At 73.4% G+C, this 8,910-nt stretch carries 10 protein-coding genes; 5 read left to right on the top strand and 5 right to left on the bottom strand.

Annotated features, from left to right (window positions below; genetic code table 11):
* A partial coding sequence (locus JWP64_RS01090) for a hypothetical protein (RefSeq protein ID WP_297491121.1) occupies positions 1 to 516 on the bottom strand: 516 nt, incomplete at its 3' end.
* A 155-nt stretch (positions 517 to 671) separates the two neighbouring features.
* Positions 672 to 1,697, bottom strand: a complete 1,026-nt coding sequence (locus JWP64_RS01085; RefSeq protein WP_297491118.1) for an AraC family transcriptional regulator — start codon at positions 1,695 to 1,697, stop codon at positions 672 to 674.
* Positions 1,698 to 1,802: 105 nt separating this feature from the next.
* Between JWP64_RS01085 and JWP64_RS01080 the strand changes: the two genes are divergently transcribed.
* Genes JWP64_RS01080 through JWP64_RS01070 form a run of 3 tightly spaced genes read left to right on the top strand, consistent with a single transcriptional unit; the run spans position 1,803 to position 4,245 of the window.
* Positions 1,803 to 2,510: an NAD(P)/FAD-dependent oxidoreductase gene (locus JWP64_RS01080; RefSeq protein ID WP_366889178.1), complete on the top strand. Its 708-nt coding sequence runs from the start codon at positions 1,803 to 1,805 to the stop codon at positions 2,508 to 2,510.
* On the top strand, positions 2,507 to 3,355 hold the full coding sequence (locus JWP64_RS01075) for an SDR family NAD(P)-dependent oxidoreductase (RefSeq protein WP_297491116.1): 849 nt from the start codon (positions 2,507 to 2,509) through the stop codon (positions 3,353 to 3,355). Before JWP64_RS01080 ends, JWP64_RS01075 begins: the two co-directional genes overlap by 4 nt.
* Positions 3,352 to 4,245, top strand: coding sequence for an alpha/beta fold hydrolase (locus JWP64_RS01070; RefSeq protein ID WP_297491115.1), 894 nt, complete (start codon positions 3,352 to 3,354; stop codon positions 4,243 to 4,245). The genes JWP64_RS01075 and JWP64_RS01070 overlap by 4 nt, the downstream gene beginning before the upstream one ends.
* A 47-nt stretch (positions 4,246 to 4,292) precedes the next feature.
* Here JWP64_RS01070 and JWP64_RS01065 read toward each other — a convergent pair whose 3' ends face one another.
* The 3 genes from JWP64_RS01065 to JWP64_RS01055 form a co-directional block, all read right to left on the bottom strand.
* Entirely contained in the window at positions 4,293 to 5,828 is a 1,536-nt protein-coding gene (locus JWP64_RS01065) for an FAD-dependent oxidoreductase (RefSeq protein WP_297491113.1), read from the bottom strand.
* A 5-nt stretch (positions 5,829 to 5,833) separates the two neighbouring features.
* Positions 5,834 to 6,757 (bottom strand): diiron oxygenase, encoded by a 924-nt coding sequence (locus tag JWP64_RS01060; protein WP_297491110.1) that lies wholly within the window; start codon positions 6,755 to 6,757, stop codon positions 5,834 to 5,836.
* A gap of 128 nt (positions 6,758 to 6,885) precedes the next feature.
* Positions 6,886 to 7,701: a mycofactocin-coupled SDR family oxidoreductase gene (locus JWP64_RS01055; RefSeq protein WP_297491107.1), complete on the bottom strand. Its 816-nt coding sequence runs from the start codon at positions 7,699 to 7,701 to the stop codon at positions 6,886 to 6,888.
* A gap of 58 nt (positions 7,702 to 7,759) precedes the next feature.
* On the opposite strand from JWP64_RS01055, the gene JWP64_RS01050 reads away from it, so the two are divergent.
* Together JWP64_RS01050 and JWP64_RS01045 are read left to right on the top strand one after the other, a co-directional pair.
* A complete protein-coding gene (locus JWP64_RS01050) occupies positions 7,760 to 8,320 on the top strand; it encodes a TetR/AcrR family transcriptional regulator (RefSeq protein WP_297491104.1) in 561 nt (186 codons plus the stop codon).
* Positions 8,321 to 8,370: 50 nt separating this feature from the next.
* Positions 8,371 to 8,892: an MFS transporter gene (locus JWP64_RS01045; protein WP_297491102.1), complete on the top strand. Its 522-nt coding sequence runs from the start codon at positions 8,371 to 8,373 to the stop codon at positions 8,890 to 8,892.
* Positions 8,893 to 8,910: the final 18 nt, after the last annotated feature.

Genomic DNA, 8,910 nt, shown 5'->3' with positions numbered 1-8,910 from the left:
ACCGGCCGGGGCGGACGTGGGTACCGGCGGGCCGGCGGGCGCCGGCGCCCGCTCGGCGAACGCCAGCCACACCCCGCACAGTCCGGTGACGAACAGCAGCCCCGTGACGATGCCCTCGGTCTGCAGCGGGGTGATCGCCAGCGTGCCGGCCGGGACGAACGCGGCGCCCACGACCAGGGTGTAGAGCAGCGGGTCCGCCACCGCGAGACGCCGCCCCGGCACCCGCGAGCGGCCGGTGCGGAGGACGTAGCGGAGGGACTCCAGCAGCCCGATCGTCCCGCCGAGGGCGAAGGTGGTGCGCCAGACGATCCCGCCGTCGCCCGCGGTCCCCAGCATCGAGGCGAGTCCGAGCACGCCGGGCAGGAAGAACTTCAGGGCCAGGTGCAGCGTCGCCGCGTGCCGGTCGGGATCCGTGCGCCAGTTGCCGTGCCCGAACTGCATGACACCGAACCAGAGCCCCAGCAGCGTGAAGCTCGTGCCGCTCAGCGTCTGGTAGAAGGTGACGGTCGGGTCCACGCTGTCCCCCCTCGACGCCGCGGCAGGCGGCGTTCGGGGTCAATCGTGGTGGGCGGGGCCGCCCGCGGGAAGGGGCTCTCGCGGGAGGGTTCGGGCGATCTGCCGCCGGCTGTGCCCGTGACCGGCCTCGGCGGCAGGGGCTCGCTCGTGCTCGGTCAGGTGGTTCCGAGGCGGGCGTCGCCTCGGCGGCGCACCTCGCGCGGTGGTCGCCCGTACCAGCGTCTGACCGCCCGGGTCAGCCCCGACTGTTCGGCGAACCCGAGCATCGCGGCGACCTGGGAGAAGGGCAGGTCGGTGTGGATGATCAGCCGGTGGGCCGTCTGCCGGCGCACGTCGTCGAGGACGGCCTCGAACGTGGTGCCCTCGGCGGCGAGGTAACGCTGCAGGGTGCGCGGGTTCAGCTGCAGCAGACGGGCGACGGCGTCGACGCGCACCTGGGCCGAGCCGAGCGACTGGCTCAGCGCCGCGCGCACCCGGGGCGCGACCAACCGTCCCGGCTCGGGGAAGTGCCCCTCGAGGAACTCGACGGCGATCGCGCGCAGCATCTCGTTGCCGCCCTGCAGCGGGGTGTCGACGAAGGCGGCGGGGAGACGGAGCACGGCGGCGTCACGACCGAACCGGACGTCCGCGCCGAAGAACTCGGTGTAGCGGGAGACCGGCGCGAGCGGTGCGTGGGGCAGGTGCACGGAGTGGAGCCCGTACCGCCCGCCGTACAGGAGCGTGATGATCCGGTGCAGCAGGCCGAGCCCGAGATCGATTGCCTGCGGTGGAAGAGGTACGGGTTCGGTGCTGCCGTAGCGCAGCCCGCGTACGCCGGGGATGCCCTGGGGGTCCGGTACCAGCGTCACGGTCAGGGCGGGGCTGTGCACGAAAAGGAAGCGCGACGCGCAGTCCAGGGCGTCGCCCATCGTCTGCGAGTTCTCGATGGCGACGGCCAGCGGACCGAGTACGTCGGCGTTCTGCTGCTCGGCCAGGCGCAGCCCGAGGTCCGGACAGCCGAGCTCGGCGGCGGCGGTCTCCAGGAGCCGGCCCGCCGTGACCGAGGGGATCACCGCGTCCTCGGCGTCGAGGGCACCGCGAGGCACGCGGAAGCGCCGCAGGAGCTCTGCGCCGTCGCCACCGAGGCGGTCGACCAGCGACTCCAGGCCCCGCAACGCTGCCGCTCGCACCATCGACCGCATGTCGCACGAGGGTAAACTTTTGTCGGCTGAGGGCAAGTGCTGCCGCAGCAGGCTGCGCACACTGGACAGCGATCGTCTACGTCGCCGTGTGAGGGAGTCCGGTCTGTGACCACTGTCGAACGGCCCGACCAGCAGGTGGGCGTCGAGCACTTCGACGAGCACTTCACCCCGAGCTACCAGCCCTGGGACCAGCGGCTCTGCGTCGTCCCGGGTGGCGACTTCTTCCGCGCGATCCGGTCGGGCGACGCCTCGGTGGTGACCGACCACATCGACCGGTTCGTGGAGAACGGGATCCGGCTGAAGTCCGGGAAGGTGCTGGAGGCCGACGTCGTCGTCTCGGCGACGGGGCTGTCCCTGCTCGCGTTCGGCGGGCTCGAGCTGAGCGTCGACGGCCGGCCGGTGGACCTGGGGGACACCGTCGCCTACCGCGGCCTGATGCTGGGCGGCGTGCCGAACTTCGCGTACTGCATCGGGTACACCAACGCGTCGTGGACGCTGCGGGCAGACCTGTCGTCCCGCTACGTGTGCCGGCTGCTGGGCTACATGGAGCGCCGCGGCTACGCGAGCGCGGTGCCGACGGCCGCGGCCGCCGGGGAGTCCCGGCGCCCGCTGCTCGACCTGACGTCGAGCTACGTCCTGCGCTCCGCGGACCGGTTCCCCAAGCAGGGCGAGCGCAACCCGTGGGCCGTTCGCCAGAACTACCTCGTCGACACCCTGTCGACGGCACGGGCGGATCTTCGCCGGCACATGACGTTCACGTCGAGGTCCGCGCTTCCCGCCCGCTCGACCGCACTGGAGGAGATCGCGTCATGAGCCTTGCCCCCTATCGTTTCGCCGGGAAGACGGCGGTGCTCACGGGCGCGGCCAGCGGCATGGGCGAGCACATGGCCTACGGGCTCGGAGCCCGGGGCAGCGACCTCGTCCTGCTCGACCGCGACGCCGAACGCCTCGACGCCGTCGCCGGGAAGGTCCGCCGCGCCCACCCTGGTATCGCCGTGGAGACTCTGGTGGTCGACCTCGCGGACCGCGCCGCCGCGGCCGCCGCCGCCGAGAAGGTCCTGGCCGCGCACCCGCGGATCGGCCTGCTGGTGAACAACGCCGGCGTGGCGCTGGGCGGGCGGTTCGACCAGCTCACCCTCGACGAGTTCGAGTGGGTCATGGACATCAACTTCCGGGCCCCGGTCCTGCTCACGCACACCCTGCTCCCCGCGCTGACCGCTGTACCGGGCAGCCACGTCGTCAACGTCTCCAGCCTCTACGGGCTGATCGGGCCGGCCGGGCAGTCCGCGTACTCGTCGAGCAAGTTCGCCCTGCGCGGCTTCAGCGAGGTGCTCCGCGCCGAGCTCGCCGACCACGGCACCGGAGTCACGACCGTGCACCCCGGCGGGATCCGCACGCGGGTCGCCGAGAGCGCCCGGGTGGGGTCGGGCGTCTCCACCGAGGAGGTCGAGCGCCACCAGCGGGCGTTCCGCGGGCTGCTCACCTATCCCGCCGAGAAGGCGGCCGAGGAGATCCTCGCGGGCGTCGAGCACCGCAGGGCCCGCGTGCTGATCGCGGCCAGCGCCAAGATCCCCGACGTGCTGGCCCGGGCGCTCCCGTCCTCCTACGGGCGAGTGCTCGGAGTGCTCACCGCGGCCCTCGCGCGGCGGGCGTCGTGACCGCCACGAGAGTGCCGGCCGAGACCGGCGGGACGTCCGCCCCTGTGTTCGTCGACGTCCGGGGCCGACGGATCCGGGTGGTCCGGTCGGGCGACCCGGCGCAGCCGCCGGTGCTGCTGCTGCACGGGATCGGCCGGAGCCTCGAGGACTGGGCCCCGCAGCACGAGCGGCTGGCCGACGCCCACCACGTGATCAGCGTCGACATGCCCGGGTTCGGCCTCTCGGAGCGGATGCCCGAGCCGGTCAACCTGCGCTCGCTCGCGGAGGGCGTGCTGGCCACCCTCGACGCGCTGGGTGAGCAGCGGCCGGTCAACATCATGGGCAACTCGCTCGGCGGTGCCGTCGCCCTGCAGATCCTCGCTCTCGCACCGGACCGCGTCGCCGGCCTCGCGCTCGTGAACAGCGCCGGGTTCGGCAAGGAGGTCACCATCGCGCTGCGCCTCCTCGCGATTCCCGGTGTCGGGCGGCGGTTGCTGAAGGGCACGGACCGGAAGGCCGCCCGCCGCACCGAGCGCGCCCTGTTCTTCGACGGCTCCTTCGTCACCGAGGAGCGGATCGAGCACGCGCTCCGCATGGCAGAGCAACCCGACCACGCCGAGGTGTTCCTGGAGGCCGCCCGCGAGCTGGGGACGTTCCGCGGGGTTCGGGCCCGCTGGCGCTCGGCGCTGCTCGCCGAGGTGGCCCGGCACCCGAAGCCGACCCTGCTCCTCTGGGGGGATCGGGACCTGATCCTGCCGGCCCACCACATGAGCGCCGCGCGGGCGATGCTGCCGCACGCGCAGTCCCATGTCTTCGCGGACACCGGCCACATGCCCCAGATCGAGCGCGCCGACGACGTCGCCGGTCTCCTCCGCCGCTTCCTCGCCGCGCAAGAGGGGCAGAACACCTGATCAGCCCCCGCCGGGCGTCTCCGAGACCGCCGGGCCCTGATCCCGCGTCAGTGGCCCGACGGCTCGCGGCGGCGGCCCCGGGCGCGTCCGCTGAGCAGGGGCAGCGGGATGCGCCGCCGGGGCCTCGCCGGCAACCGCCCGGCGACGGCGTCGTCGAGCAGCACCCGCACCGTCTCCGCGGCGCAGGTCCGGTTGGCGCCGATCCCGCCGGAGGAGCCGCGCTTGATCCAGCCCACGACGTAGGTGCCGGGCATCCCGTCGACCCGCCCGTCCTGGTTGGGGACGATGCCGGTCGCGTCGTCGAAGGGCAGCCCGGGCAGCGGCGTGCCGCGGTGCCCGACGGCCCGGACCACCAGCGCGGCCGGGATCTCCACCTCGCCGTCGCGGCCGGTCACCCGCAGCCCTGCCACGTGGTCGGACCCGCTCACCGCGACCGGGGCCGAGTGGAAGCGCAGGACCAGACGCCTGGAGCCTTCCGTGGGTGGCGCCGACCAGTCGACGGTTTCGCGGCGGACGCCCTGCAGCAGTGCGGCGTGCTCGCCCGGCGCGGCCGAGTCGATCCCCCGGCCGGTGCGCGGGTCCTCGTCGTCGACCACCAGCTCGACGCCGTGCCGGCGGGTGAGGGCGAGCAGCTCCGATCGGGTGTAGGCGGCGGTCTCCGGGCCGCGGCGGCCGAGCAGCACCACCTCGCGCACCGCGCTGTTCCGCAGCAGGTCCAGTACCGGCGCGGCGATCGCCGTGCCCGCGAGGTCGGCCGGGTCCGCGGTGAGGATCCGGGCGACGTCGAGGGCGACGTTCCCGGTGCCGACGACCACGACCCGCGACGCGGACAGGTCGACGGCCGCCGGCGCGATCTCCGGGTGGCCGTTGTACCAGCCGACGACGGTCGTGGCGGCGAGGCTGCCGGGCAGGTCCTCACCCGGCACGCCGAGCGCGCGGGCCTCCGAGGCGCCCACCGCGTAGATCACCGCGTCGTGCTCGGCGGCGAGCTCCGCCGCGGTGACGTCGCGCCCGACCTCGACGCCCAGCCGCATCCGCAGCCGGTGGTGCGTGTGGTGGCGGGCGAACGTCTCGCCGATGCGCTTCGTCGACGGGTGGTCGGGTGCCACCCCGAACCGCACCAGCCCGCCCGGCACGGACAACCGGTCGATCAGCGTGACCCGGGCGTTCGTGTGCAGCAGCAGGTCCTGTACGGCGTACATCCCGGCCGGGCCGGTGCCGACCACGGCGACGTCGAGCGCCGGGAACCCGGCCGGGATCGCCCGGTCGAAGGTCGGTGGGCCCCAGTCGTGGAACACCGGCTCGGTCCCGGTCGCCCGCGACGACGGCCGGTCCACGTAGAACTCCGCGTTGATCGCCGCGTAGCCCTCGAGCGGGCCGCGCAGCGCGTCGACGGGATGGACCGCGTCCACGGGGCACGCGTCCGCACAGGCACCGCAGTCGATGCACGTCCGCGGGTCGACGTAGAGCATGTCCGTCGTGCCGAAGTCCGGCTCGTCCGGCGTCGGGTGGATGCAGTTGACCGGGCACGCAGCGACGCAGGACGCGTCGGTGCAGCAGGTCTGGGTGATCGCGTAGGGCATCGGGGTCAGAGGAGGTTCGCGCGGCGGTAGATCGCCCGCGCCGGACCGGTCAGCAGCCCCGCCGAGCCGAGGAACTCCATCAGCCCGGCGCAGCTCGAGCGGACCATCGACTTGTGGTGCTCGTTGGCCCGTGCCTCGCGCAGGGCCCGGCGGCGGTCGAGCCCGGCGGCGGCGTAGACGTCCTCGCTGACCATGCTGGTCACGATGAAGTAGGCCGCGGAGGCGACCACCACGGCGTCGAGCTGCCGGCGCGGTCGGCCCGCACCCTTCATCCGCTCCCGGACCTCGTCCCGGGCGAACTTCATGTGCCGGGACTCCTCGACCACGTGGATGTTGTTGATCGTGCGCACGAACGGGACCACACGTTCGTCGCGCATCCAGTCCCGCTGCATCACGTCGAGGACCTCCTCGGCGACCAGGATCGCCGCGTAGGCCGTCTCGCCGCCGGCGAGCGCCTTGAACGCCCGGCCCAGCTCGACGACTAACCGCTTGGGCCGGTACGGGCGGGCCCCGAGCTTCGCCACGCCCCGGGCGAACATGATCGAGTGGCGGCACTCGTCGGCGATCTCGGTGAGGGCCCACTGGAACGCGGGATCCGTGAAGTCCGTGGCGTAGTAGTCCCGCAGCATCATCTGCTGCAGGATCATCTCGAACCAGATCCCGGTGCTGGCGACCGACGCCGACTCCTGGCGGGTCAGCTCGCGCTGCTGCTCCGGGGTCATCTCGTCCCAGTACGCGGTGCCGTAGAGCGTGCTCCACTCCGGGCTGGCGCCGTGGAAGCTCGTGTCCAGCGGCGTCTCCCAGTCCACCTCGCGGGCCGGGTCGAAGGACATCATCTCCGACGAGCGCAGCAGCCGGCGCGCGACGTCCCCCTGCTCAGCTCGCTCCCCGGCCTGGTCGGTGCCGTTCAGTGCGATGGTGTCGTCCATGGTCGCTCCCTCGCGGATCGACGACGTGTGGTGTTACCGGCGGTAACGTTACCGGCGGTAACAGGTCGGCGCAACCGGAGGCGAGCGGTCGGCGCCCTCGGCGATCCGTCCGAACGGCCTTGCCCGCCTCAGAACTCGGTCACGCCCGCGTCGGGGGCGATCTCGTGGGCGGTGACGAACTTCGACTCGTCGGAGGCGAGGAACAGCACGCTGTTCGCCACGTCCTCGGGCTGCGTGGTCTCGACCGGCAGCATGTTGGCGAACATCCCGCCCAGTCGCTGGTCACCGGCTATCGCCGCACCGAGCACGGCTTGCATGTCGCCGGAGCCCATCGGGGTGGCCACCCCGGTGGGGTGCACGCTGTTGACGCGGATGGAGTGCTTGGCCAGCTCCGCGGCGAACGCCTTGGCCATGCCGCGGACGGCCCACTTGCTGGCGGTGTAGGGCACCATGAACGGCTGCACCTTCAGACCCGCGGCCGAGCTGATGAGGATGATCGAGCCGCCGCCGGCCTGCACGAGGTGCGGGGCACCCGCCATCACCGTGTTCCACACGCCGGTCACGTTCGTGCTCGTCGTCGCCTCGAAGATCTCCGGCGTCACCTGGTCCCATGCGCGCGGGATGCAGATGCCGGCGTTCGCGACGACGATGTCGAGCCGGCCCAGGTCGGCGACCGCCTCGTCGACCGCCGCGCGGAGCGGGTCGAGGTCGCGTACGTCCAGCCGTGCGGAGATGATGCGCCGGTCCAGCTTCTCGACCTGCCGGACGGTCTCGTCGAGGTCCTCCGGAGTCGCGGAGTCGTAGGCCACGCCGGGCAGTGGCGCGCACACGTCGACCGCGACGATGTCGGCGCCTTCCTGCGCGAGCCGCACCGCGTGCGCGCGGCCCATGCCCCGTGCCGCCCCGGTGATCAGTGCGACCTTGCCCTCGACCCGTCCTGCCACGTCCCCGCTCCCTTCCTCAACAACCGGACAGCTGTGTCCGGTTCGGTACCGTAGCCGCATGGCGGTCGGGCGTCGAGAGAACCGGGGCAGGAGCGCCGCCGCCGACAACCGCCGCGCCCTCGTCGCCGCCGCCGTCGAGGTGTTCGGCGAGCAGGGCTACCACGCGCCGCTGTCCGCGGTCGCGAAGCGGGCGGGCGTCGGCCAGGGGAGCCTCTACCGGCACTTCCCCGACCGTGTCAGCCTCGCCCTCGCGGTGTTCGAGGACAACGTCACCCAGCTCGAGGAGCTGGCCGGGCGGCCGGAGACCACCCTCGAGCACCTGCTGACCCGCATCACCGAGCAGACCGTCGCGTCGATCGCGTTCGTCGACATCATCACCGCCCGGGCGGCCGCGGCGGACCCCCGCCTCACGACCGTGACCGACCGCGTGCGCGCCGTGCTGGCCGATGCCCTCGGCGAGGCGCAACGCGCGGGCAGGATCCGGCGGTCACTGTGCACCGAGGACGTCATGCTGGCCGTCGGCATGGTCGCCGCGCTCGTCGCGAAGGTGCCGTCGGCCGATCGTCGTGCCACGGCCGACGCCTCGTGGGCGCTCCTCCGCGAGGCCCTCCGCCCCTGAGCTGCGCTCGAGGGGCGAGGAAGGCGCGGGCGCTGGGACGGCAGCTCGCGGTGCTCACCGTCCTGCTCGGGGGGTTCACCGCGTTCGGCCCGCTGTCGATGGACCTGTACCTGCCCGCGTTTCCCGAGCTGGCCGTCGACCTCGGCGCGAGCCAGGCCGCCGTGCAGCTCACCCTGACCGCGGACGTGATCGGCCTCGTCGTGGGCCAGCTGGTGCTCGGGCCGCTCTCGGACGCCCGCGGGCGCCGCGGGCTGCTCATCGGCTCGACCCTGGTGTGCGCGCTCGCCTCGGTGCTGTGCGCGCTCGCGCCGTCGGCGGGCTGGCTCGCCGTGTGGCGCTTCCTGCAGGGCGCGGCCGGCGGTGGCGGGATCGTGCTGGCCCGTGCCGTGGCCGCCGACCTCGCCGCCGGGGTCGAGGCGGCCCGGCTGTTCTCCCTGTTCATGACCCTGTCCAGCGTCGCGCCGATCGCGGCCCCGGTGCTCGGTGGCGCCCTGCTGGCCGGGACGGGGAGCTGGCGCCCGATGTTCTGGCTGCTGGCCGCGAAGACGCGGTCGCGGGCCAGCCCGGTGTAGGCCCCCCGCCTGCCGACG

The organism is Pseudonocardia sp., assembly GCF_025465255.1.
Classification (GTDB): Bacteria; Actinomycetota; Actinomycetes; order Mycobacteriales; family Pseudonocardiaceae; genus Pseudonocardia.
The sequence above is the reverse complement of the archived record's forward strand: the minus strand, read 5'-3'. Positions and strand labels throughout refer to the sequence as shown.

Excerpts from the sequence above, each read along its gene's own strand:
- JWP64_RS01065 (WP_297491113.1), bottom strand. The coding sequence starts at position 5,828 with ATGCCCTACGCGATCACCCAGACCTGCTGCACCGACGCGTCCTGCGTC.
- JWP64_RS01060 (WP_297491110.1), bottom strand. The coding sequence starts at position 6,757 with ATGGACGACACCATCGCACTGAACGGCACCGACCAGGCCGGGGAGCGA.
- JWP64_RS01085 (WP_297491118.1), bottom strand. The coding sequence starts at position 1,697 with ATGCGGTCGATGGTGCGAGCGGCAGCGTTGCGGGGCCTGGAGTCGCTG.
- JWP64_RS01050 (WP_297491104.1), top strand. The coding sequence starts at position 7,760 with ATGGCGGTCGGGCGTCGAGAGAACCGGGGCAGGAGCGCCGCCGCCGAC.
- JWP64_RS01075 (WP_297491116.1), top strand. The coding sequence starts at position 2,507 with ATGAGCCTTGCCCCCTATCGTTTCGCCGGGAAGACGGCGGTGCTCACG.